The 23332-nt window shown below is 61.0% G+C and carries 20 protein-coding genes and 1 rRNA gene; 5 read left to right on the forward strand and 16 right to left on the reverse strand.

All coding sequences use genetic code 11. The annotated features are described in order from the left end of the window. Positions 1–21 precede the first annotated feature (21 nt). Positions 22–378, forward strand: coding sequence for a hypothetical protein (locus ACRC4F_RS20820; RefSeq protein WP_438661035.1), 357 nt, complete (start codon positions 22–24; stop codon positions 376–378). 48 nt (positions 379–426) lie between these two features. Here the strand turns inward: ACRC4F_RS20820 and ACRC4F_RS20825 are convergent, their stop codons facing one another. Further along, on the reverse strand, positions 427–681 hold the full coding sequence (locus ACRC4F_RS20825) for a DUF1652 domain-containing protein (RefSeq protein WP_438661036.1): 255 nt from the start codon (positions 679–681) through the stop codon (positions 427–429). Between the two features lie 274 nt (positions 682–955). Between ACRC4F_RS20825 and ACRC4F_RS20830 the strand changes: the two genes are divergently transcribed. Continuing rightward, a complete protein-coding gene (locus ACRC4F_RS20830; RefSeq protein WP_438661037.1) occupies positions 956–2446 on the forward strand; it encodes an aldehyde dehydrogenase family protein in 1491 nt (496 codons plus the stop codon). A gap of 184 nt (positions 2447–2630) precedes the next feature. Here the strand turns inward: ACRC4F_RS20830 and qhpG are convergent, their stop codons facing one another. From qhpG to ACRC4F_RS20865, 7 genes are all read right to left on the reverse strand, one after another. Continuing rightward, positions 2631–3956, reverse strand: coding sequence for a flavin-dependent monooxygenase QhpG (qhpG, locus tag ACRC4F_RS20835; RefSeq protein ID WP_438661038.1), 1326 nt, complete (start codon positions 3954–3956; stop codon positions 2631–2633). Continuing rightward, the gene (qhpE, locus tag ACRC4F_RS20840) at positions 3953–4630 is read right to left on the reverse strand and encodes a subtilisin-like serine protease QhpE (protein WP_438661039.1); all 678 of its coding nucleotides are present in this window, start codon (positions 4628–4630) and stop codon (positions 3953–3955) included. The genes qhpG and qhpE overlap by 4 nt, the downstream gene beginning before the upstream one ends. Next, positions 4620–6338 carry an ABC transporter ATP-binding protein gene (locus tag ACRC4F_RS20845; protein WP_438661040.1) on the reverse strand — a complete coding sequence of 573 codons (1719 nt, stop codon included), beginning with the start codon at positions 6336–6338 and terminating at the stop codon, positions 4620–4622. The genes qhpE and ACRC4F_RS20845 overlap by 11 nt, the downstream gene beginning before the upstream one ends. Further along, positions 6338–8242: a sigma-54-dependent Fis family transcriptional regulator gene (locus ACRC4F_RS20850; RefSeq protein ID WP_438661041.1), complete on the reverse strand. Its 1905-nt coding sequence runs from the start codon at positions 8240–8242 to the stop codon at positions 6338–6340. The genes ACRC4F_RS20845 and ACRC4F_RS20850 overlap by 1 nt, the downstream gene beginning before the upstream one ends. A gap of 247 nt (positions 8243–8489) precedes the next feature. Then, a complete protein-coding gene (locus ACRC4F_RS20855) occupies positions 8490–9515 on the reverse strand; it encodes a histone deacetylase family protein (RefSeq protein ID WP_438661042.1) in 1026 nt (341 codons plus the stop codon). A 152-nt stretch (positions 9516–9667) separates the two neighbouring features. Then, entirely contained in the window at positions 9668–10897 is a 1230-nt protein-coding gene (locus ACRC4F_RS20860; protein WP_438661043.1) for a Zn-dependent hydrolase, read from the reverse strand. Between the two features lie 125 nt (positions 10898–11022). After that, the gene (locus tag ACRC4F_RS20865) at positions 11023–12333 is read right to left on the reverse strand and encodes an MFS transporter (RefSeq protein WP_438661044.1); all 1311 of its coding nucleotides are present in this window, start codon (positions 12331–12333) and stop codon (positions 11023–11025) included. Between the two features lie 162 nt (positions 12334–12495). On the opposite strand from ACRC4F_RS20865, the gene ACRC4F_RS20870 reads away from it, so the two are divergent. Then, a complete protein-coding gene (locus ACRC4F_RS20870; protein ID WP_438661045.1) occupies positions 12496–13428 on the forward strand; it encodes a LysR family transcriptional regulator in 933 nt (310 codons plus the stop codon). Here the strand turns inward: ACRC4F_RS20870 and ACRC4F_RS20875 are convergent. From ACRC4F_RS20875 to ACRC4F_RS20900, 6 genes are all read right to left on the reverse strand, one after another. Next, positions 13425–14036 (reverse strand): RraA family protein, encoded by a 612-nt coding sequence (locus ACRC4F_RS20875; RefSeq protein WP_438661046.1) that lies wholly within the window; start codon positions 14034–14036, stop codon positions 13425–13427. The two genes, ACRC4F_RS20870 and ACRC4F_RS20875, sit on opposite strands and share 4 nt — an antisense overlap. Then, a complete protein-coding gene (locus ACRC4F_RS20880) occupies positions 14029–14421 on the reverse strand; it encodes a RidA family protein (RefSeq protein ID WP_438661047.1) in 393 nt (130 codons plus the stop codon). The genes ACRC4F_RS20875 and ACRC4F_RS20880 overlap by 8 nt, the downstream gene beginning before the upstream one ends. Before the next feature lie 18 nt (positions 14422–14439). Next, entirely contained in the window at positions 14440–15816 is a 1377-nt protein-coding gene (locus ACRC4F_RS20885) for an MFS transporter (RefSeq protein ID WP_438661048.1), read from the reverse strand. Between the two features lie 127 nt (positions 15817–15943). Beyond that, a complete protein-coding gene (locus tag ACRC4F_RS20890) occupies positions 15944–16873 on the reverse strand; it encodes a 2-hydroxyacid dehydrogenase (protein WP_438661049.1) in 930 nt (309 codons plus the stop codon). Continuing rightward, a complete protein-coding gene (locus ACRC4F_RS20895; protein ID WP_438661050.1) occupies positions 16870–17625 on the reverse strand; it encodes a class II aldolase/adducin family protein in 756 nt (251 codons plus the stop codon). The genes ACRC4F_RS20890 and ACRC4F_RS20895 overlap by 4 nt, the downstream gene beginning before the upstream one ends. Next, a complete protein-coding gene (locus ACRC4F_RS20900; protein ID WP_438661051.1) occupies positions 17622–18923 on the reverse strand; it encodes an MFS transporter in 1302 nt (433 codons plus the stop codon). Before ACRC4F_RS20900 ends, ACRC4F_RS20895 begins: the two co-directional genes overlap by 4 nt. A gap of 156 nt (positions 18924–19079) precedes the next feature. On the opposite strand from ACRC4F_RS20900, the gene ACRC4F_RS20905 reads away from it, so the two are divergent. Then, complete coding sequence (locus ACRC4F_RS20905; RefSeq protein ID WP_438661052.1) at positions 19080–20036, forward strand: LysR family transcriptional regulator; 957 nt, start codon at positions 19080–19082, stop codon at positions 20034–20036. A gap of 12 nt (positions 20037–20048) precedes the next feature. Here the strand turns inward: ACRC4F_RS20905 and mrdA are convergent, their stop codons facing one another. Continuing rightward, on the reverse strand, positions 20049–21941 hold the full coding sequence (mrdA, locus tag ACRC4F_RS20910) for a penicillin-binding protein 2 (RefSeq protein WP_438661053.1): 1893 nt from the start codon (positions 21939–21941) through the stop codon (positions 20049–20051). A gap of 274 nt (positions 21942–22215) precedes the next feature. Between mrdA and ACRC4F_RS20915 the strand changes: the two genes are divergently transcribed. Beyond that, positions 22216–23139 (forward strand): TIGR03571 family LLM class oxidoreductase, encoded by a 924-nt coding sequence (locus ACRC4F_RS20915; protein ID WP_438661054.1) that lies wholly within the window; start codon positions 22216–22218, stop codon positions 23137–23139. Between the two features lie 114 nt (positions 23140–23253). Here the strand turns inward: ACRC4F_RS20915 and rrf are convergent. Continuing rightward, positions 23254–23332, reverse strand: a 5S ribosomal RNA gene (rrf, locus tag ACRC4F_RS20920); the annotation flags it as partial.

Raw genomic sequence — 23332 nt, forward strand, 5'->3', positions numbered from 1 at the left:
TTGCCACCAGGGGATAAGAAAATGGCAAGCATCACTGTCCTGGCGGGGGACTTTCTGCAGGGTGATGGAGAGTACAGAGACGGCGTTTTTACCCTTAGAACGTCGCTTCACCCGTGGCCCGGCATCACCCTCCCGCTCTCATCGTTCAAGCGTGTGGAAGTCGCCAACCAGGAGTCGATCAACAACATCAAGGACGCCATCGGCTTCGGCGTGGCGGGCGCGATGTTCCTGGGTCCTATCGGCGCGATTGCGGGCTTCATGTTGGCCGGCAAGGAAACCGAAGTGACCTTCCTGGCGACGCTCAAAGATGACAAAAAGCTGTTGGCTGCCGTAGATGGCGACACGTTTGAAGAGATTTTACGGAAGATTCCATCCTGAACACCTGGCGTGGGCCGCACCACAAGGGTGGTGCGGCGTAACGTCAGCTCAGCTGTGAAAGGTCGGGAGAACGCCTTTGTGCGCATCGATCTCTTGCCGCATGTCCGCCACCAGCGTGGCGATTGCGTGGGGGCTGTCCAGCGTCCACAGCGGCACATGGGTCGCCACCAGATCCACTTTGCCAGTGAAGCAATCGCAGACCCGAATGGTCATGGACTGATCTGCCTCCACGCTGCATGTGCACACAGCCGGCAGCATGCTGTGCTCAATGATATTTTGAATTTCCAGGGTTGAAAGGAACATCGTTACCTCCCTTACGCCAGATGGGGTGGCCGGATGAACGGTCCATCACTTCATCCACCGAGCCAGAAAATTCTAGTCCCCAATAGTGGGTGTCTCAAGGTCGCAACAGGTCGCTCGTCGTCTCATAGTTGTCGCAATTTGCAACAGCCGCACAGCGTCCGCGGTTCACTCAGTTGCCGCGAAACCCCGCCAACCAAGGGCAAACCTGCCTTTCCCGACACTTGGCACAGCCATTGCGAAAGCCTCGTTCTCACGAACAACAAGAGGTCTCGCCATGCCCCTCCCCTATTTGCTTCCCGCCACTTCCGCATTCATCCAGCGCGCCCCGCGCATGCTGATCGGCGGCGACTGGGTCGAGGCCGCCGATGGCCAGACCATGCCCCTGCACAACCCGGCCACCGGCGAAGTGCTGTGCGTGGTGCCACGGGCCACGCCCGAGGATGTCGACCGCGCCGTGCTCGCCGCCCGTCAGGCCTTTGATGATTCCGCCTGGACCCGCACCCGCCCACGGGAGCGGCAGAACCTGCTGTGGAAACTCGCCGACCTGATGCAACGCGATGCCGAACTGCTGGCGCAACTGGAATGCCTGAACAACGGCAAAAGCGCGGCCGTGGCCCAAGTCATGGACGTACAGCTGTCCATCGATTTCCTGCACTACATGGCCGGTTGGGCGACCAAGATCGAGGGCTCCAGCGTTGAAGTGTCGTTGCCGCTGATGCCCAACGATCAGTTCCACAGTTTCATCCGCCGCGAAGCAGTGGGCGTGGTCGGCGCCATCGTCGCCTGGAACTTCCCGCTGCTGCTGGCCTGCTGGAAACTCGGCCCGGCCCTGGCCACCGGTTGCACCGTGGTGCTCAAGCCCGCCGACGAAACCCCGCTGACCGCGCTGAAACTCGCCGAACTGGTGCTGGAAGCCGGTTATCCCGAGGGCGTGTTCAACGTGGTCACCGGCACCGGTATCACCGCAGGCTCGGCGCTGACCCACAACCCGTTGGTCGACAAGCTGACCTTCACCGGCTCCACCGCCGTGGGTAAGCAAATCGGCAAGATCGCCATGGAGTCCATGACCCGGGTCACTCTGGAACTCGGCGGTAAATCGCCGACCATCGTCATGGCCGACGCCGACCTGAAATCTGCTGCTGCCGGCGCCGCCAGCGCGATTTTCTTCAATCAGGGCCAGGTGTGCTGCGCAGGGTCTCGGCTGTATGTGCAGCGCAAGCATTTCGACAATGTGGTGGCGGACATTGCCGACATCGCGAACGCCATGAAACTCGGCAACGGGCTGGACCCGAGCGTCGAGATGGGGCCGCTAATCTCGGCGCGGCAGCAGGAACGGGTCTATGGCTACATCGAAAAGGGCCGGGAAAGTGGCGCGACCATCGCCTGCGGTGGTGAGCAGTTCGGGCCGGGGTTCTTCGTCAAGCCGACGGTGATTGTCGATGTCGATCAGAAGCACTCGCTGGTGCAGGAGGAGATCTTCGGCCCGGTGCTGGTGGCGATTCCATTCGATGACGAAGCCGATGCGTTGCGCATGGCCAATGACAGTCCTTATGGGCTGGGGGCGAGTATCTGGTCGAACGATCTGGCGGCGGTGCACCGGATGATTCCGCGGATCAAGTCGGGGTCGGTGTGGGTCAATTGCCACAGCGCCCTGGACCCGGCACTGCCGTTTGGCGGGTACAAGATGTCGGGGGTTGGGCGGGAGATGGGGTATGCGGCGATTGAGCATTACACCGAGTTGAAGTCGGTGTTGATCAAGTTGTGAATCAGCTTTTGTAGGAGCTGGCGAAGCCTGCGATCTTTTGATTTTGGGGTGGGTTCAAAATCCACCCCTCACCCCAGCCCTCTCCCCAATGGGGAGAGGGGGAAAGGGAGCAGATCTTCAGTGTTTTCAAGGCCTGAGTTCGACTCGATTTCCTCGGTCGCAACATCTATAGAGAACTACTCGGTCAGTCCCCTCTACCCTCTGGGGAGAGGGTTAGGGTGAGGGGTCGATATCCCTGACTCAACAACCAACTCCTGACCACCCGCCCCTGCTCAACCGTCAACCCCGCCAAAACCTGATCCGCAGGCTCACTGCCCAGCCGCCGCACCAACGGCGCCAGCTCAACCCCTTGCACATGCCAGATCCCCAGCGGCTGATCCACCGTGATCACCACCTCCGCCTCATCGACAAACCCGTCTTTCAACACCGGCGCGCGCTCAATCCTCAGCGCTGCAAAATCCGCCTCCGCATGGGCCACTTCAGCATCCGGCCACTGCCGCCGTGCCTGCCAGAACGGCTGCTCCATCCACCTCTGCTCATCGGCATAAAAGTCCCGGCCGATCCGCGCAAAGCGCAAAAACAGCTGCTCCACCCGCTGCTGATGAAACCGTTTTGCCAGCGCCGCCCGCTCCGGTTTACGCAACAACGTGTTGATCACCGTGGGCGCCTGCAACGCTGAAGATAAGGACTGGAAAATGCCATTGCCCGACAGCGGGTCCACCGCCATCGCGGCATCGCCGACCCGAATCCAGCGATCACCACTCACCTGCGGACTCAAAATCGCCGTGCTGCTGCGCGCATGCAGCTGAAGATCGATCTCAGGCCCGGCACCAAAGAACTCACGGGCCAATGCCGAGCCCTGACGTCGCGCGCGGCAGTAATCCAGCAATTTCGCCTTGCCCGGCAACTCGGCACTGCCCACGTCCACCGTCCATTGCCAATAACACTGGCCGTCGGCCCGCCGCGCCATCCAGGCCCAGCCGTCCTCAAGGCTTTCCACCGCGCTGGCGGTGTTGCCCGGCGTGCCTTGCCAGCGATTGAGCAGGCTGACCGTCTCCGGCCCGCGCAGGCCTTTGCCGAGCGCAGGGGCCTGACGCCCACGGGCTTCCACCAGAAAATCCGCAAGCAGTGCCTCGCGCCCTTCAATCTCAACCCGATGTCCGGTCGCCGAGGTCTGAACGCTCAGCACCCGGCCTTCGATCAGCTCGACGCCCGCCAGGCGCAGGTCTTCACGCAAGCCTCGGTCAAAGCTCGGACGGTCCAATAGAAATTCGATGTTTTGCGCATGTTGCTGGCCGTTCCACGATACCTGCCGCTGGGAAGGCAACGCCGCATCCGCCAGCGCCTGATGCAGGCCCGCTCCGCGCAAGGCCTCCAGCACCCGCACGGAAACGCCTTCCAGTGCCGCAAACCGGCGCCACTCGCTGACCAGCGTCACCGCATAACCGAGACGCCGCAAACCCAAGGCGACCGCCGCCCCGGCGGGACCGGCGCCAAGAATCAGAATCATGGTCCGAAGCGCCGTTCAGGGCCGCGATACCGGGCGTTCTCGCGCAGCCATTCGATGACGTGTTCGTTGCTCGCGTCAGGGTGTGCAACCAGGAAACCTGCAATGTGCCCGCTCAACGCGGCACACCCGAGGCTCGCGCCAGACTGCCCCGGATAGGTTCCATGCACGCACGCCGCAAAATCGGCCTGCGCACTGTTGAGCCACGACCATTCATGTTCGGCGCAGCGCGCATCGCCAGTGACGCGCAGCACCTGAGGATAATTCGCCGGAAACACGCCCTCACCCTGGGCCGGGCTGGAGGCGCACAGCAAAATGCCCCGCGCCACCGCCGCTGCGCAGGCTTCGCGCAACAGGCTGCGATCCTGACGCAAGCCGAGGCTCAGATTGATCAGCCGAACGTCCTGCGCCACTAGCCAGTCAATCGCGGTGGCGATCTGCAAGGCGCTGGTGACGCCACGCTGATCAAACACCTGCCCCACGCAAAACACCGCTGCCGGCGCCCGACGGCCGATGGCCTCGATCACCGCGCTGCCATGGCCCAGCGGGTCGTCGCGCAAGTCGCTTTCGGCCAGGCCATCCTCCAGCAGCGAGAAGCGTCGCCCGGCAATCACCTGCACCCGTTGCGCCGCCGAATGGCCGCTGTCCACCACGCCGATCCGCAGCTCAGGCTTCATGCAGCACCGTTTTTGAAGTGAGCACGCCGTCGAGCAATTCAAAGCGCAAATCAGCATCGGCCAGCGTGGAAGGTCGATGGCTGATCAGGATCCGCGTACGCCCGGAAAACAGTCGGTCGATAGCCTCGATCACTTCGCGCTCGGTGGCTTCATCCACTGCCGAGGTCGCTTCGTCCAGCACCAGAATCAGCGGATCCTGCAACAACGCACGGGCGATGGCGATGCGCTGTTTCTGGCCACCTGAGAGCTGCTGGCCGCGCTCGCCCAACGGACTGTCGAGACCTTCGGGCAACGACTCGATCAGGCTGTCGAGTTGCGCCAGCCGCGCGACTTCGGCAATCGCTTCGCGACTGGCGTCCGGCACTGCGTACGCGAGATTGTCGGCGAGGCTGCCGCGAAACAGCACGATGTCCTGACTGACCACGGCAATCCGCCGACGCAGCTGGAACAGGTCCAGCTCCCGCAGGTCAACCTCCCCCAGCAGCACTCGACCGGACTGCGGATCGTGATGACGTTGCAGCAGATCGATCAGGGTCGATTTACCGACGCCGGAGCCGCCGCTCAGGGCGACTTTCAAGCCATAGGGGATTCGCGCTTCGATGCCGCGCAACGTGGTCGGGCGACCGGGATGGCTGAAGTGAACGTCATCAAATCGCAATTCACCAGAGGACGGCATCGGCTGCGGTTCAACCGGCGTGAGAACGGTCGGTTCTTCACCGCGCAATTCCATTACCCGCCCCAGGCTGACGGTCATTCGCTGAATCGCCACATAGAGCCCGAGCAGACTTTGAACCGGCCCGACCGCCATCCCCAGATACGTGGAAAAAGCGATCAGCGCGCCGAGTTGCCAAGTGCCCTGCACCACCCAATAACCGCCAATCAAAAACGCGCAGGCCCGGGACAATGACGTCAGCGTGCCGGGCACCGCCTGAGTGAAAAACTCGGTGACTTGCAGGCGCAGCAACTGGCTCATGTAGCCTTGACCGAGCGTCTCCAGCCGGCGCGATTCACGTTGTTGCTGGCCGGCAGACTGGATGAATTTCATCACCGGCAAGGTCTCGACCATGAACGAGGACATGTCCGCCGAACGCTCGCGCAACTGCCGCACATCGCGCTCGACCTTGCGCCGCATCCAGCGCAGCCAGAGTACGTCGAGGGGAATCAGCACCAATGCCAACAGCGAGAGTTTCCACGACAGGGTCAGCAGCATCGCCACCGCGACCACCAGGCCAACGATGCTCGATACCGCAGAGAACAGCGAATCCACCGCGAAGCGCTGGATCTCTGCGACGTCGCCATCGAGGCGCGACATCAAATCACCGATGCGCCGCTGCCCGTAGAAACTCGGCGACAGGGTTTGCAGGTGCCGATATAGATCGTCGCGCAACGAGAACAGAATCCGTCCGGACAACCGCGTGTGCAGGTAGCGATTGATCCCCGACAACGCGGTGCCCAGCAGCCCGGCAAGAATCATCAACCCGGCTATCAGCACCAGCATCGGAAAGTTTTTCGCCAGCAAGCCATCGTCGATCAGCAGTTTGGTCAGCCAAGGCTGCACCAGCACCAGCGACGAAGCGCAAACCGACAGGCCGAGCAGCCCGGCAATCGCCAATCGATGGGGCCGCACAAAGCTGTAGAGCCAGCGCAAAGCCGCTTGCAGGGCTTCGGGGTTCTGGCTGTCGATCAGCCGAACGATCAGGCGCTGCATCACGAGCGCAACTGTTTGAGCTTGCGATACAGGGTCGCGCGGCTGATGCCCAGGGCGTCGGCGGCGGCCGAGACGTTGCCCTGATGGCTGTCCAGGGACTGGCGAATCATCTCCAGTTCGTTTTCGCGAATGCTGCCCGATGCAGGGCGTTCGGTGGCGGTCAGTTCGTCGAGCATGCTGTCGGGCAAGTGATCGAGGGTGAGCACCGCGTCCCCGGGCTCGCGCATGGCCAGCGCGGTGCGCAGGACCATTTCCAGTTGGCGGATGTTACCCGGCCAATGATAGCCGTCGAGCAAGCGATTCAAGTCGTCATGCAGGACCATCGCCGGGGCATCAAGTTTGATGAGCAGACGAGCGACCAAACCACTGAAATCCTCGCGCTCGCGCAGGGCCGGGAGCATCACGCTGATGCCGTTGACCCGATAAAACAGGTCCTCACGGAAGTGTTTTTCTTCGACCAGTCGCTTGAGGTCGCGGTGCGTGGCGCAGATCAATGCGACGTCGATGTCTTGCTCTTCGCCGGCGCCTAACGGTGCCACTTTGCGGTCCTGCAACACCCGCAACAGACGGGCCTGCAAGGCCAGTGGCATGTCGCCGATTTCATCGAGAAACAAGGTGCCGCCATGGGCCTGTTGCAGCCGACCGATCATGCCGCCGCGACGCGAGCCCGTGAAGGCGCCTTCGCGGTAGCCGAACAGCTCCGACTCGATCAGGCCTTCGGGGATCGCCGCGCAGTTCACGGCGACGAAGGGTTTGTCGCAGCGGGTACCGGCCATGTGCAGGGCGCGGGCGATGACTTCTTTACCGGTGCCGGTTTCACCCAGCAGCAACACCGGCAATTCATTGGCCAGGCCTTGACGGGCCATGCGCAAGGCTCGGGCATAACGGACATTGCTGCCGGCCAGGGATTCCAGATCCGGCTGTGCTTTGGCGGTTTTCGCTGTGCTGCGCGGCGGCGTACTGACATTGATCGAACGCTGCGGCGCGCGCAGGGTTTTGTAGAAGAACTCGCCTTTGGCGGTTTGCAAACTGCCGACACCGCCCTGATGCAGACGCGACAGAAGTTGCAGACCATCGACCCCCAGAAACTCTTCACAACGTCGACCGACCAGCGCCGAGCGCTCGGCATGGAGCAACTGGCAAGCCTGGGCGCTGACCGCGAGGATCTGCCCGCCAAGGCTCACCGCCAACAGACCTTGCCAAGGGGATTCGAGGTATTGCCGACGGCTGTGGAAGGCGAGGACGATTTCGTCCGGATAGCTTGAGTTAAAGACGCGGCTTTCGATCTGGCTGACGGCCATGGCCAGCAACGCGGTGCTGTCGTGGACACGACCGAGCGGGCCTTCACGGGTCAGGTCGAGTACGCCGAGGATGTCTCCTTGGGGGCAGTAAATCGGCACCGAGGTGCAGGAGAAATCGGTCAGGCGATCGAGGTAATGTTCGCCGCAATCGATCATCGTCGGCCGGGCTTCCACCAGTGCAGTGCCCAACGCATTGGTGCCGCGAGCGGCTTCGCTCCAGCAGGCGCCAAGGGTGATGTCTTGCAGGCCGCTGCCCTTGAGACGATCGGCGCGTCCTTCGACAGCGAGAATGGTGGCGTCGGAATTGGCCAGGATAATCAGGCCTTCCTTGCCTTGGCGTTCGGCCAGGTAATCGATCGCCGGCAATGCAGCGTCGATCAGCAGGCGATTGCTCGACAGCAGCACGTCGAGGCCCGCGCTCGATTCCAGCGCCAGCTCGTGCTTGGCATTGAAATGCACGCCATGGCTGAGACTGCGCCGCCACGACGCATCGATTTCTGCCCGCAGCACACCATCAGGGACTTCGCCCTCGAGATGGAGTTTTTCCCTGGCCAGCCGGGCTTCGCGGTGCAGCCTGGGAGAAGTTGTTTTTATTAGCGTCATCAAGCGCTCCGGATCGGTCCGCTTTGCGCTTTTTTAATTCAGCGCCCTGGCGCAATCTTTACGTTAACGTCAGGGCGATGGCAAGTGCCTTACGGCGCTTGTGTTGCATCCGTTGGACCGCGTTATCGTTCATCGCGAGCAGGCTCGCTCCCACAGTGGTCCGTGCTGAACACCCATATTCTGTTCAACCCGGTCCATTGTAGGAGCGAGCCTGCTCGCGATAGCGATCTACCAGACACCGAAGATCTTAGAACTGCCACACCTCGGCATTCACAAAAAACGCCCGGGCATTATCCTCAAGACTCTCCAGGTGATACCCGCCCTCCTGCACAATCAGACACGGCAACCCAAGGCTGCGAATCCGCTCTCCAAGCAGCGCAAACCCTTCCCGCGTCACCGCCACTTTGCTCTGCGGGTCCAGTTCGAAAATATCGAAGCCCAGCGACAACACCAGCACCTCGGCGCCAAAGTCTTTCACCGCCGTCAATGCGACTTCGAGCTGCCCGAGGAAATCCGCCTCGCTCGAACCATGCGCCATCGGCAAGTTGAGGTTAAACCCCTCGCCCGCCCCGACTCCGCGCTCATCGGCAAACCCGGCAACGCCGGGGTAAAAATTGGTCGGATCGCCATGCACCGAGACGTACAGCACGTCATCACGGTCATAGAAGATTTCCTGAATTCCCTGACCGTGGTGCATGTCGGTGTCGAGCACCGCGACCTTTTCGAACCCGGCGCGCAAAACCTGCGCTGCCACCGCGGCATTGTTCACATAACAGAAACCGCCCGCCGCTTCGGCCCGGGCATGATGGCCTGGTGGACGGCACAGCGCGTAAGCGGCTGGCTCACCATTGAGCAACGCCTGAGCCCCGGCAATCGCGCTTTGCGCCGACCAGTACGCCGAGCGCCAGGTCTGCTCGCCCACCGGGCAGCTGCCGTCCGCCAGATAGCGGGCGGCTTGAGCGAGAATCCCGCGCAAGGCGTTGGGCTCGCGCACGAAAATGTTCGACATCACCTCGTCGCCCCAATCCTCGGGGATTTCCTTCCAGCGCTGATGCGCTTCCTGCAGAAATGCCAGATACGCCGCGCCGTGGACCGCGAGCAATGGCGCCAGTCCCGTGTCGACGGGTTGCTCGATTTTGAAGGCGAGGGAATGAGAAGCCTGCACCAATCGCTGCAAACGCTCAGGCACTTCCTGTGGCGTACGCATCTGCCCGCGGGAGTAGTAGCTGCGTGGATGGTGGAGCAATTGTTCGGGGTGGAAAAAACTGCGCATGGGTTAAATACCTGTCAGTTAACGTAGATCTTGAAGCCGAGTGCGTTCAACTGTGGGAGCGAGCCTGCTCGCGATAGCGGTGTGTCATTCAGCGATGGTGTCGACTGACACTCCCTCATCGCGAGCAGGCTCGCTCCCACAGGGGATTGTGTTTATTCAGCTCTTCCGGCGCGGGCCAGCACGGCGTTGAGCAGCACATCGGTGCCCTGACGCACATCCTCAGGCAACACGTCTTCGGCTTCGTTGTGACTCAAGCCGCCAACGCACGGGATGAACACCATCGCCGTCGGGCAATACCGCGCCAGGTGAATCGCGTCATGCCCGGCACCGCTGACAATCGATTGCTGAGCGTAGCCCAGCGCATCCACCGCCTGCTGCACGGCCGCCACGCAATCGGCATCGAAGGGTGTCGCCGGGCTGATCCAGTGCGGGGTGATGGTCAGGTTCAAGCCACGGCCATCGGCAATTGCCTGAAGCCGCGCGCGGACCTGTTGCTCCATCGCCTCGATGGCTTCATCACGGTGATGGCGCAGGTCGACGGTGAAATTCACCAGGCCGGGAATGGTGTTGCGCGACGATTTGTTGATGCTCAACTCGCCCACGGTGGTCAGGCCTTCCGGGGCGAAATCCGTGGCCAAACCTTCGATGGCCTGAATCATCCGCGCCACGCCGTACAAGGCGTCCTTGCGCAACGGCATCGGCGTGGTGCCGGCATGAGCGGCCATGCCTTCGACCCGCACGTCGAGCCAGCGAATCGCCTGGCCACCGCTGACTACTCCGATGCTTTTGGCGTTGTCTTCGAGGATCGGGCCCTGTTCGATGTGCGCTTCAAAGTAGGCATCCACCGCGCCGCCCAACGGACGCTCCCCCGCACAACCGGTGCGTTGCAGGGCTTCGGCGACGCTGATGCCATCGATGTCCCGCACCGCCAGCGCCGCGTCCAACGGCATGATGCCGGTGAACACCGCCGAGCCGAACATGGCCGGGGTGAAGCGTGCGCCTTCTTCGTTGGTCCACACCGCGACTTCCAGCGGCTTGCGGGTCTGGATGCCGAGGTCGTTGAGGCTACGCACCACCTCCAGGCCGGCGAGTACGCCGTAGACGCCATCGAAGCGCCCGCCTTCAGGCTGCGTGTCGAGGTGGCTGCCCATCATCACGGGTGCGGCATCGGGATCGGTGCCGGGACGGCGGGCGAACAGGTTGCCGATGGCGTCCACGCTCAGGGTCATGCCAGCTTCGCGGCACCAGTGGGCAAACAGTTCGCGGCCGGCCTTGTCCTCATCGCTCAGGGCCAGGCGGCAGCTGCCGCCACGGGCAGTGGCGCCGATTTCGGCCATGGCCATCAGACTCGCCCACAGGCGTTCGCCATTGATTTTCAACATGAGGTTCTCCAAAAGTATTCAAAACGACGATCCCCTGTAGGAGCCGGCCTGGCGATGGCCGTGGTTCAGTCACCCAATTAATTGACCGAACGGACGCTATCGCCAGCAAGCCGGCTCCTACAGGTTCAAAGGGTGGCTAGCTCGACGCGTTCAGCGCTGGCATGCCGACGGGCAAGGGACAAGACACAGATCAGCGAAGTCGCGGCGATCAGGCTGTAGAACACCGCCATCGGCCACCATTGGCCGGCGAACTTGTGCGCCAGCAGCGTGCCGATCAGCGGCGTCAGGCCACCGGCCAGGGCACCGCAAATCTGATAGGCCAACGAGATCGCGGTGTAGCGCACGCGGGTCTCGAACATGCCGCTGACGTAACCGGCGATCACCGCGTAGAACGACGCCATGCACACCACCGCCAGGGCGATGCCGAGGATGATCAGCGACGCTTGGGCCGAGCTGACCAAGACGAACATCGGGTACGGCGAGGCCATCGCCAACAAGGACACCAGGCACAAGAATCGCGTCGCGCCGATTTTCTCGGCCACCCATGCCGCCAGCGGCTGGATGCAGAACTGAATGATCGCCACCACAAACAGACACTCGAGGATCAGCGAGCGCGGCAGTTCGAGTTGCTGGGTGGTGTAGGCAATCATGAAGGTGTTGGTGAAATACACCCCGGCAATCCCGAGGGTGTTGGCGCCGATGCACAGCAGCAATGGACGCCACGCGGTGCGCAGGACTTCCATGACCGGCGCCTGCTCATTGCGGGTGCTCTTGCTGGCCAGTTCACGACTGGCGAGGAATTCCGGCGATTCATTCACGCCCAGACGGATCGCCAGGCCCACCAGCAACAACAACGAACTGGCGAGGAACGGCAGACGCCAGCCCCAGCTCATCAGGTCTTCTTCCGGCAAACGGGTGACCGCGCTGAACGCCAGCAGCGACAGGATCAAGCCGGCCGGGCTGCCCAGTTGCGCGAAGGAAGCGAAGAAATTGCGTCGACCTTTCGGCGCATGTTCGCCGGCCATCAACACCGCCCCGCCCCACTCGCCACCGACGGCGATGCCCTGGACGATACGCAGCAGAATCAGCAGCACCGGTGCCGCGGCACCGATTTGTGCGTAGGTCGGCAGCAAGCCGATGCAGACCGTGACCACACCCATCATCAGCAAGGTGATGATCAGCGACTTCTTGCGGCCGATCCGGTCGCCGATATGGCCGAAGATGATCCCGCCCAACGGCCGCGCAAAGAAGCCGACGGCGAAGGTGCCGAACGCGGCCATGGTGCTGAACAGTTTGTCGTCGGAGGGGAAAAACAGCGCACCGAACACCAGGGCGGCGGCGGTCGCGTAAATGTAAAAGTCGTACCACTCGATCATGGTGCCGATAAAGGCGGCGGCTGCCGCACGGCGCGGCTGAGCAGAAGCTTGAGGCTTCATGGGTCGGGCTCCTTTGATTGTTTTTTTGGCAGGAGAGAATCGGTTCAATCAAGGCACTCTGGCGGCGCCTGTCTGGGGATGATTTATCGTCCCGGGGCTATGATTAGTCAATTTTCTATTTATTATGCGGACTATTACGCCAGCTTATAATCGAGAGACACCATGGCCGAACGCGACGTACAACGCCTGCTCAATGACCGTCTGGACTGGAACCTGCTGCGCACCTTTCGGGTGATCGGTCAGGAGTTGAGCATCAGTCGCGCCGCCGCCCGCCTGCACCTGACGCAACCGGCGGTGAGCCAGGCATTGAAGCGTCTGGAAGAGCAACTGGGTCGGCAATTGATCGCCCGTCGCGGGCCACGTTTTGCCCTGACCGAGGTCGGCGAGCAGATCTTCGAACTGGCCGGGGAAATCTACGGGCAGATGTCCCAGGTCAGCAGCGTGCTGGAGCAACCGGCCGACGAAGTGATCGGCAAAGTGCGATTGCTGATCATCAGCCGGATCTACTCGGAGCGCTTTGACGACTTCCTCGCCGACTTTCATCGCCAGCACCCGCGCGTCGACCTGGAAGTCGACGTGATGCGTAGTTCCGACATCGTCAGCGCCTTGCAGGAAAAGACTGCGACCCTGGGCCTGAGCCTCAATCGCCGCCCGCAACCGCGCCTGGAACAGCGGTTGTTCCTGCGTCAACGCTATGCGTTTTTCTGCGGCAAACACCACGCGATGTTCGGCCGGCAGAACGTGGTCGAAGGGGATTTGCAGCGGGAGAATTTCGTCAGTTTCACCAGCGATCAGATCGGCGGCATGCTTTCGCCGCTGACGATTTTCCGCGATCAGCAAGGCTTCAGCGGCCGGATCGTCGCCTCGTCACCGAGCCTGGAAGAAGTCCGGCGACTGGTGATCGCCGGGTTCGGCATCGGCTGTTTGCCCGAGCACGTGGTAGCGGCGGACGTCGACGCCGGATTGCTCTGGCGCCTGCCGCCCCACGAAGGGATCGCCGATGTGGACATTCATTTGCTGTGGAACCGCGAGCAGCGCATGAGCCGGGCCGAGACGATCTTCATCGAGAGCCTGCAACGCTGCCTTACAGCCTAAACGCGCAACACCTGCGCCACCGGCTCACCCGCACGCAAGCGCTCGAGCAAGCGCGGCTCGGCGGCATCGGAAGCCAAGGCTTGCTCAATGACGCGGGCCGCCGTTGACCAGTCGAGAAACAGCACGCCGTTGTCGTCCGCCAGCACCAGATCGCCGGGGTTCACCGTGACGCCGGCGCAGTGAATCGGCCGATTAATTTCGCTGTCGCCTCGGCCATGCAGTTTGGTGGTCAGCAAGCTGGTGCCGCGAGCGAACACCGGCAGCCCGGCTTCACGCAGTTCCAGCAGATCGGTGACCGCACCGTCCACCACGATGCCCGCCGCACCGGCGCAGCTTGCGGCGCAACTGGTCACCGCGCCGACCGGGGCATGTTGCCAATCGCCATCGGTGTCGATCACCAGCACGTCGCCCGGTTGTATCTGCGCCAGGGCCTGATTGACGGCAATGGCATCGGCGCCCACCAGTTTCAGCGTCAGCGCCCTGCCGACCACTTTCACATTGGGCACCATGGCCCGCAATTGCGAGTCGGCAAAGCCCTCTTCCAGAAAGTGCCCGAGGGTTGGAAAGCTCACCGCCTTCAGTTGTTCGATCAGCCGTGACTCATCCATGCTGCGACTCCTTCACGATCAGCTCGGCGACACAATCGATTTCCAGCGACACGCCCCAGAGCGCCACGCACACCGTGGTGCGCGCTGGCGGCGCATGGCCGAGAAATTCGCGATACACCTCATTGAAAGGCGCCAGTTGCGCGGGATCGGTCAAGTAGGCGTTGACCTTGATCACGTGGCTGAGACCGGACCCCGCTTCAATCAGAATCGCCTCTAGATTGCGCAAGGTTTGCCGCACTTGCTCGGTGAAATCGGCGGGCTGGTCATCGAGCCCGCTCTGGGCCGGAATCTGCCCGGCAGTGAACACCAGATGGCCGCTGACCACCGCTTGAGAGTAAGGGCCGACCGGGCCGATGAAGCCCGGGGCCGACTGAATTCTGCGCATAGGGTTGAACTCCATAGATCAGGCAGCTGCCGATTTGAAAGGTTTGCGAGCGGGTTGATCGTCGGCGTTCACCGCCGTCGGAATTTCGCTGATGTCGCGCTTGAAGGTCTCGGTCAGCAGCAACAGCGCTATTAAAGAAATCAGCGCCGCGCCGATCATGTACCAAGCGACGGACGAGCCTTTGCCGGTCGCCGCCAGCAATGCCGTGGTGACGATAGGCGTTGCCGCACTGCCGAGCAGGCCGGACAACATGTAGCTGATCGACAGCCCCGAATAGCGCACCCGGGTGCCGAACAACTCGGCGAGGAAGGTCGCGATCGGCCCGTAATTGGCAGCGAACGCGGTCATCAGCAGCAAGTAGCCGAAGATCACCAAGGGCAGCTCTTTGGTGTCCATCAACCAGAACATCGGGAACGCGACCAGCGCCTCAGCGACGATGCCGGTGACGATGATCGGCTTGCGTCCGAAACGGTCCGACAGCGCACCGAACACCGGCAACATGACGATGCACCATGCACAGGACAGCAGCACCACGCCGAGCATCACGCTGCGGCTGAACCCGAGATTCTGCGTGCCGTAGGTCAGGCCGAAGGCAACGATGATATTGAACGAGGCACCGGTAGACATGGTCGCGATCCCACCCAGTACCACCTGTTTCCAGTACTTGCGGAAGACTTCTGCCAGCGGCATTTTCACCTGCACCTCGGCTTCCTTGACCTTGTTGAAGGCCGGGGTTTCAGCGATGTTCAGGCGGATGTACAAACCCACGGCAATCAGCAGCACGCTGGCCAGGAACGGGATACGCCAGCCCCAGGCCAACAGGTCTTCGGGGGACATCAACGCCGCGATCAACAGGAACGCCAGATTGGCAATCATGGTCCCGGCGGGAACGCCGATCTGCACCCAGGAGCCGTACAAACCGCGCTTGTTGGCGGGCGCATGTTCCACCGCCATCAACACGGCCCCGCCCCACTCGCCGCCGAGCGCCAGGCCCTGGATAACCCTGAGCAATAACAACAAAATCGGCGCCCAGATTCCGATGGCTGCGTAGTTGGGTAATAACCCGATGGCGAACGTCGCCGCCCCCATGGTCAACAGCGAAACCAGCAACATCGACTTGCGTCCCAGGCGGTCACCGAAATGCCCGAACAGGGCCGCGCCGACAATCCGCGCCAGATACGCCGAAGCAAACGTACCGAATGCCAGCAATGTACCGATCAACGGATCGAAGTCCGGGAAGAACACTTTGTTGAAGACCAGCGCCGATGCGGTGGCGAAAACGAACAGGTCGTACCATTCCACCGTGGTGCCGATGACGCTGGCGACGGCCACTTTCTTCATGTTTGCAACTTCCGGTGGTGCGCCGGACTTTTCTGCGGACGATAGATCGCTCATCACTGACTCCAGGAATTCATTGAGAACTCGTTATTTAATTGTTTTGACTGGCAGTAAAACGTTCGTAGTGAGGATTGTTGTTATGTCTCGCCCGGTTGAATGGGCGAGTTCGCAAGGCAGTTACTGATTAATAACCGAGTGTCCGGTCGGCGCAGTTCAATAGCGGTTCACCAGCATTTAATCGGCGAAAGTTCTCCGCTACTTGTTCGGCGATACAGTCGTGCGAGGCCGCCGAGGCCATGTGTGGAGTGATCGTTACGCCGGGCATTGTCCAGAGACGGTGGTCGACCGGCAGGGGTTCCTGCTCGAAAACATCGAGCAGAGCGCCGCGCAATTTTCCGTGTTTCAACGCGTGCTCCAGATCATCGATATCGAGATGACCACCACGACCACAATTCACAATCGCGGCGCCATTGGCTAGGTGTTCAAACGTTGCACTGCCGAGGATGCCCCGTGTTTCGCTGGTCAGGGGCAACAGATTGATCAGCAGTTCCAGACCGTTCAGAAACGGATTCAGTTGCTGTGCACCGGCGAAGGTCTGCACTCCCGGTAAATCCTTGCTTCGGCGCGCCCAGCCGCGAACGTCGTAACCGGCGGCGGCCAGATCGAGGGCAATGGCACTGCCCAACGAACCGAGGCCCATGACACCGACCTTGAACTGCCCCGCTGCCCGTTGCATCGGTCGCTCCCAATGCTGCTCACGTTGCTGATCGAGTACCTGATCGAAGCGGCGGTGATAGTGAATCACCGCCCAGCGCACGTACTCGGTCATGCCTTGCCGGTGACCCGGATCGACCACCCGGCAAACGGGCAAATCCGGGCACGACGGGTCGTGTTCCAGGTGATCGATGCCCGCCGCGACCGAGTGGATGACCTGCAGGTTTGGCAATGCGGCCAGGCTGCCCGGCAAGGGAAACCAGCACGCGGCAACCTGCGCGTTGGCCGCTTGTGGATCATCGGCCAGTACAGTGGTGAGTTGCGGTGCGTTGCGGGAAAACGCGGCCTGCAATTGCTTGAGCAGCAAAGTGTCGCGTGACAGCAGAACCACGGTGTTCATGAGAGATAGGACTCGCGCTGGGATTCGATCAGGGTTAAAGCGGCCTCCCAGGCCAGGTCGATGATGTTGTCCTGTTCATCACGGTCAAACTGTTCGGCGGTGTGTGCGCAGACTTCCGGGGATGGGTAATGCAGCGCCGAGCCACCGGCCAGTGCCGCGACCTGCGCCTGACAGGCGCGCTCCAGAAAGTGAATCTCCTGGAACGCCTGGGCCACACCGGAACCGCCGACCAGCAAGCCGTGATTGCGCAAAATCATCGCCCGGTGAGGTCCCAGATCTGCAATCAAGCGCTCGCGCTCATCCAGTGACAACGCGATGCCTTCATAGGTGTGATAGGCCAACTTGCCGTAGAACTTCAGCGCGTGCTGACTGATCGGCAGCAGGCCTTGCTTCTGCGCGGCGACGGCCATGCCGGCAGCGGTGTGCGTATGGATCACGCAGTTCAAATCCGGGCGGGCCATGTGGATCGCCGAGTGGATGACGAAACCGGCTGGGTTGACTCGGTGCCCCTGGTAAGCGGGATCGACGACTTGTCCGTCCTTATCGATACGCACCAGATCCGAAGCGCGCATGCGGTCGAAAATCACCCCGTAACGGTTGATCAGGAAGTGATGCTCAGGTCCCGGAATCCGTAGGGTAATGTGCGTGTCGATCAGGTCAGTCATGCGGAAGTGCGCCACCAGGCGATACAGCGCCGCCAGATCGCAACGGGCTTGCCATTCAACTTGGCCGATGTGTTCAGGTTTACTCACGAATACACCTCTTTAGCAGCGTGGGTGACGACCGGGCTAGCGCGCAGGCGAGCCAGGCCGCAAACACCGATCAAGGACAGGGCCGAGAGCAAGGTGAAGAACACCGCCAACGGCAACCATTGTCCGGAAAACTTGCTTGCCAGCAGCGTGCCGATCAGCGGTGTGGTGCCGCCGGCCAGCGCGCAGCTGAGTTGGTAAGCGATGGAAATGCCCGAGTAACGCAGATGCACCGGGAATGCTTGGGTCATGTAACCGGCGATCACCGCGTACAGCGCTGAGAGAATCACCACCGCAAGGGCGATGCCCACGGTCATCAGCACGATGTTTTGTGTGCCTACCAGCAGGAACATCGGATACGGCGTGACCATGCACAGCAGCGCGACGAGTTTCAGGAAACGCCCTTCGCCGATGCGCTCGGCAAGCAACGCGGACAGCGGTTGCGAGAGCAACTGGATGATGGTCACCAGGAACAGGCAATCAAGAATCGTCGAGCGCGCGATGCCTTGGTATTGGGTGACGTAGGTGATCATGAAAGTGTTGGTGAAAAAGAACCCGGCCGAGCCGATGGTCACGGCCGCAGCGGCGAACAGGATCTGCCGCCAGCAGGTGCGGATCACGTCCTTCACCGGGTATTGAGCGGTCTCGTTGTTGTCCCGTGCCTTGGCAAATTCCGGCGACTCGTGAACCCCGGAGCGGATCATCAAGCCGACCATCATCAGCACACCGCTGGCGAGAAACGGCAGACGCCAGCCCCAGGCCAGGAAGTCTTCCGGTTCCAGGGACGTGACCAGACGAAAGGCAATCAACGCCAGCAGCAGACCGGCCGGGCTGCCGAGTTGGGCGAAAGACGCGTAGAAGGTTTTGCGCTTGGCCGGCGCATGTTCGCTGGCCATCAACACCGCCCCGCCCCACTCGCCACCGACCGAAATGCCCTGGATCAAACGCAGAACGATCAGCCCGATCGGCGCCCAGATGCCGACGCTGGCATAGCTGGGCAACATCCCGATGCCGGCGGTCGCCAGGCCCATCAGCGCCATGGTCACCAGCAGCATTTTCTTGCGGCCGAGGCGATCACCCAAATGACCGAACACCATGCCGGCCATGGGACGGGCGATGAAGCCGACGGCGAAACTGCCGAAGGCTGCCAGCGTGCTCATCACCGGGTCGCTGCTGGGAAAGAACACTTGCCCGAGCACCAACGCCGCGGCCGTGGCGTAGATGTAGAAGTCGTAGAACTCGATGGTCGTGCCAATGAAGGCTGCCGCCGCCGCTCGACGCGGTTGAGGGGTAGTGTGCATGCAAGGACCCTGTGTATTTATAGTTTTGGGCAGGTACTGAAGGCTGTTGACGGTTGCACTCTGTGGCGCTTGTTGGCTTTATCGCTTCCGTGCCAGGATTAGTCAATTTTCAAATTCTTATCTTTACTATTAGTTCTGCTACTACATGGAATTGTCATGACCTCAACTAACCCTTGGGTTGGCCGACGCTTTCTAAATGATCGGCTCGACTGGAACCTGTTGCGCACCTACCTGGTGATCGGCCAGGAAGGCAGCATGAGCCGTGCTGCAGCGCGCTTGCACATCACGCAATCGGCCGTAAGCCAAGCGCTTAAACGGCTGGAGGAACAGTTGGAATGTGTGTTGATTGCCCGCAGCGGGCGACGGTTTGACCTGACCGAAACCGGGGAAGAAGTGCTGCGGATTGCGGCGGATATCTACGGGGATATTTCGCGACTGGGCACGGTGGTGGAGAGTCGTCACGACGACGTGGTGGGCAAGATTCGCATCCTCACGGTCAGCGGCGTGCAGGCGCGACACTACGATGAGTTCCTCGCCGATTTCCACGAAACCCACCCAAAGATCGAGTTGGAAGTCGAGGTGATGGGCAGTTCGAACATCATCAGCTCGCTGCTGCAAAAGACCGCGACCATCGGCGTTGGCCTGTGCCGTTTGCCGCAGCCACGGCTGGAGCAACGAGTGCTGTTTCGTGAGCGTTATGCGTATTTCTGCGGACAGCGTCATCGGCTGTTCGGGCAGGAGAATCTGACCCTTGAACAGCTCGCGGCGGAAAACTTTGTCAGCTTCACCAGTGACCAGCTTGGCGGCAACCTGTCCCCTTTGACCCTGTTTCGCGACCAGCAGGGTTTTACTGGAAAGATCGTCGCGTCATCGACGAGCTTCGAGGAGATTTACCGCTTGATCTGCGCGGGATACGGCATCGGGTGTTTGCCGACGCACCTGGTGCGCCGGGATGTCGAGCAAGGTTTGCTCTGGCGATTGCCGCCGGAAGACGGGGTGGTGGATTTCGATATACAGCTGTTGTGGAACCGCGAGCAGAAGATGAGTCAGGCCGAAACGGTGTTCCTCGAAAGCTTCCAGCACATGCTCAGTATTCGTGAGCCTGTGCTGTGAAGCTTCTTCCACTTACACGTGAGGATCGCCCGGGGCTTTGCTCGGCGTGGCGTATTGCGGCTTGAGATGGCCGTCCTGATCGAGTAACCAGGCGTCCATGATCTGCCGCACGACCGGGCCGGCGACGCGACCACCGGCCTCACCGTTTTCGATCATCACCGAGATGACAATCTTCGGGTGTTCCGCCGGAGCGAAGCCGACGAACAGCGCGTTGTCGCGGTTACGCTCCAGGGTTTTCGCCCGGTTGTAGCGCTCGCCCTGTTTGATCGCGACGACTTGCGCGGTACCACTCTTGCCGGCGATGCGGTACTGGGCACCCTGCGCGGCAGCCCGGGCAATCCCGCGAGCGTCGTGCATCACCATTTGCATGCCGTGGTTGACCTGCTCCCAGTCACGCGGGTCCTTGAGCAGGATATTCGGCATCGGATGCTCGTCCACCGGCGCTACACCATCCACGGTCTTGGCCAGGTGCGGCCTGTTCCACACACCTTTGTTCGCGATCAGCGCGGTGGCCTGGGCCAGCTGCAGCGGCGTGACCTGCATGTAACCCTGGCCGATGCCGAGGATCACTGTCTCACCCGGGAACCATGCCTGACGGCGTGTGGCCCGTTTCCAGGCCTGGGACGGCATCAGTCCGGCAGACTCTTCGAACATGTCCAGCGAGACTTTCTCGCCGAGACCGAACATCGCCATGTAGTCGTGCAAGCGATCAATGCCCAGCTTGTGGGCCAGGTCGTAGAAGTAGGTGTCGTTGGAGCGCATGATCGCCGCGTCCATGTCCACCCAACCGTCGCCGCTGTGGTTCCAGTTGCGGTATTTGTGATCGAAGTCCGGGAGTTGGTAATAACCTGGGTCGAAGACGCGGGTCTGCGGGGTGACCACGCCGGCATCGAGGCCGGCAATGGCCACCTCAGGCTTGATGGTCGAACCCGGCGCGTAGAGGCCGCGCAGGACGCGGTTGAACAGCGGCCGATCAATGGAGTCATGCAGCGCCGCGTATTCCTTGAAGCTGATGCCGGTGACGAACAGGTTCGGGTCGAAACTGGGTTTGCTGACCATGGCCAGCACCTCACCGGTCGACGGGTCGAGCGCGACCACTGAACCACGACGATCACCAAGGGCTTCCTCGGCCGCTTCCTGGAGTTTGACGTCCAGGCTCAGGACAATGTTTTTGCCGGGGATCGGATCGGTGTGCTTGAGCACCCGCAGTACGCGGCCCTGGGCGTTGGTTTCGACTTCTTCGTAACCCACTTGGCCGTGCAATTCGGACTCGTAGAATTTCTCGATGCCGGTCTTGCCGATGGATTGGGTACCGCGGTACTCCACCGTATCGAGGGCTTTGGATTCTTTTTCGTTGATTCGACCGACGTAGCCGATCGAATGCGCGAAGTGCGCGCCCATCGGGTAATGCCGGACGAATTGGGGCTCGACATCGATTCCCGGCAGGCGGAACTCGTTGACCGCGAGTACCGCGATTTGCTGCTCACTGAGCTCGTAGAACAGCGTGACCGGCACGAACGGGTGACGCGCCTGCTTCATTGCCTTGTCGAACAGCGTCCGGTCCTCGGCGGGCAAGTGAAGGAGGCTGACCACCTCATCAAGTTCCTCTTTTACATCGGAGGCACGTTCACGGGTGATGGTCAGGTTGAAGCTGGGGCGGTTGTCAGCGAGGACTACACCGTTACGGTCGTAGATCAGCCCTCTTGTCGGGGTGATCGGCAGGACATGTACACGGTTGTTTTCGGAGATAGTCGAGTGATAGTCGTACTCGACCACTTGCAACACATACATGCGCACCACCAGTGCGCAGGAAATGGCGGCGACTAACAAGGCGCAGGCGATCAGCCGCTTGTTGACCAGACGCGTCTCTTTTTCGTGGTCCTTGATGGGTATCGGTTCGGGCATTTCTGCAGCAGCTCTTTGACTAAAAAGGGGGTGCCGATCCGTAGGCTTGAAATCAGTCCGTGAAAAAACGAGCTGCACCATACCAAAAACCGTGCGGTCACTTTAGTGCGATTTCCTCTAAGGGTTGTTCTTCAGGGCCAAAACAATAATCGGCTTTTTCGCAGACTCGTGCGTTTTGCTCAAGATTGATATTCCGATTGATGCATTTTTCTTGCAGATAGGCCTGTAGATACTGAGTGCATGTCATTCCATCTTGTTGTTTGGGAGTCTTTTCATGCATCCACGATTTCAACGATTACTCGGCTCTAATGGATTCTCCATCGGACTGGAATTGCCGCTGGACAACGATTGGTCCAGCGATGGACAGCGACTACGGATCAAGGAGGAGCGGCCTTTCGGTGTCCCTGACTTGAAGCAACACGCTGCGATGGCGCGATTGGCCGACAACGCCGGTTTTCGAGCACTATGGGTACGTGATGTGCCGGTTTATGACCCCAACTTCGGCGATGCTGCACAGGTCTTTGAAACCTTTTCCTACCTTGGGTATTTGGCAGGGATTACCGACAACATCATGCTGGGCACGGCGGCGGTTGTGCTGCCGTTGCGTCAGCCCTGGCTAACGCTCAAGGCCGCCAATAGTGTTGATGAACTAAGTGACGGGCGCCTGTTACTGGGTGTGGCCAGTGGTGATCGGCCAATGGAATATCCGTTGTTTGGCGTGGATTACGATCAGCGTGGAGAGATTTTTCGCGACACGGTTGAGCTATTGCACAGCCAAGGTGAAGGCCGCTTGCCCGAAGGTGTTCGTCTGTTGCCGGAGCGAGATCAGCCGGTGCCATTGCTGGTTGCAGGGCTTGGTCAACAATCCCCTGCCTGGATTGGCCAACACATGGACGGCTGGCTCGCCTATCCGGGGACTCCGGATGAGCATCGACGCCGAGTGGGACTGTGGCAGGAAGTCGGCGGCGATAAACCCTACATCAGCTTCGTTCACCTGGATCTGTCCGCCAATCCTCATGCGCCGATGCGACGTGTGCGTTTCGGTGGCAGTTGTGGACGGTTGGCATTGGTTGATGAGCTTCAGGCGCTGCGTGATGCGGGTGTTCAGCATGTTGGCTTACATCTGCGCCGTAGCGAGCGACCGGTTGCAGAAGTTATTGAAGAGATCGCTGAATTCGTGCTGCCGAAGTTTCACTAACGGTACTGCTGGCCCTCGGGATAGCCGTCGGGCTATTCCTTTTTTTGTAACGCCACTTTCCTGCGGACAAAACAAAACCCCAACTGCTTTCGCAATTGGGGTTTCGGAATTTAATCTTGACGATGACCTACTCTCACATGGGGAAACCCCACACTACCATCGGCGATGCATCGTTTCACTGCTGAGTTCGGGA

It is taken from the genome of Pseudomonas sp., from assembly GCF_051660785.1.
Taxonomy (GTDB): Bacteria; Pseudomonadota; Gammaproteobacteria; order Pseudomonadales; family Pseudomonadaceae; genus Aquipseudomonas.